Raw genomic sequence first — 1,165 nt, 5'->3', positions numbered from 1 at the left:
CAGCGCCTGACCGGCGGTCAGACCGCCGTCGCACACCCCGACGAAGGCGGCGAGCGCCGTGTCGGCGCGCACCGCGCGGCGCAGCCCGCCACCCTGACGGATCAGGATGACGCCCGGGTCCTCGGCACCCGGCCTGCCGTGCCGTTCCTCGGTGACGTCGTCGGCGCACCGCCATGCGGTCTCGAGCACTCCCCGGTCGCCGTGCTCGGCCAGCCAGGTGCGGGCACGCACCCCCGCGAGCACGGTCGGGCCCATCGGCGCTGACACCGGGCCGAGGACCTCGACGAGGTCACGCCAGGGGGCGCGGTCGGTCGTGGGACGCTGCACGGTCACCACGCCGAAGCCGATCGAGGCCACGTCGCGCACGGCGAAGTCGGCCAGCCACGCGGCATACAGCCGCTCGAACCCCTCCGTGCCGGGCCGCTGGCCACCGTCACGGGCCCAGGTCTCGGCATACTCCGCGGGATCCTGCACTTCCCGCTGGATCACCCAGGCGTCCAGGCCGGTGCCGTCCAACCAGTCACCGACCCGAGCGCTCCAGTCACCCCCGGCGGGGAGCTCCCAGTTGCCGAGCAGCTGCGCGACGCCCCCTGGCTCGAGGTGGTCGGCGAGGTTGCGGACGAGGTCGCGGACCACTTGGTCACCGGCCAGTCCGCCGTCCCGGTACTCGTAGCGCGGCACGTCGGGTGACCGCGGCGTGATGACGAAGGGCGGGTTGCTGACGATGAGCCCGAACCGCTCGCCGCGCACCGGTTCAAGCATGCTGCCGAGTCTCAGGTCGAGGTCCAGCCCGGCGAGGGCTGCGTTGAACGTGGCGTAGCGCAGGGCCCGCTGCGACACGTCGGTCGCGACCACGCGTTCCGCGTGTGCGGACAGGTGCAACGCCTGCACGCCGCAGCCGGTGCCGAGGTCGAGCGCCGACGTGACCGGTGGGCGCGGCGTCCAGGAGGCGAGCGTTGTCGACGCACCGCCGATGCCGAGCACGTGGTCGTCCGGCAGCGGTCCGCGCACGGCGATCTCGGACAGGTCCGAGGCCACCCACCAGGAGTGCTGCTCATCGGCGTAGGGCCGCAGGTCGCACCGGGCGTGGACCGAGCCGCCCTCGACGGCGCCGAGCCCGAGGTCGGTCAGGCCTGCGACGCCCAGCCGCGGGAGGGCGGCGCAG

Annotated in this window: 1 protein-coding gene; it reads right to left on the bottom strand. The window is 74.2% G+C overall.

Features of this window, described 5'->3' with window-relative positions; all coding sequences use genetic code 11:
* Positions 1-1,165 (bottom strand): methyltransferase (locus FRW57_RS21835; RefSeq protein ID WP_152187065.1); only part of this gene is annotated, 1,165 nt, incomplete at both ends.

The sequence above is a fragment of the Segeticoccus rhizosphaerae genome (assembly GCF_009192725.1).
In the GTDB taxonomy this organism is placed as follows: Bacteria; Actinomycetota; Actinomycetes; order Actinomycetales; family Dermatophilaceae; genus Segeticoccus; species Segeticoccus rhizosphaerae.
The sequence above is the reverse complement of the archived record's forward strand: the minus strand, read 5'-3'. Positions and strand labels throughout refer to the sequence as shown.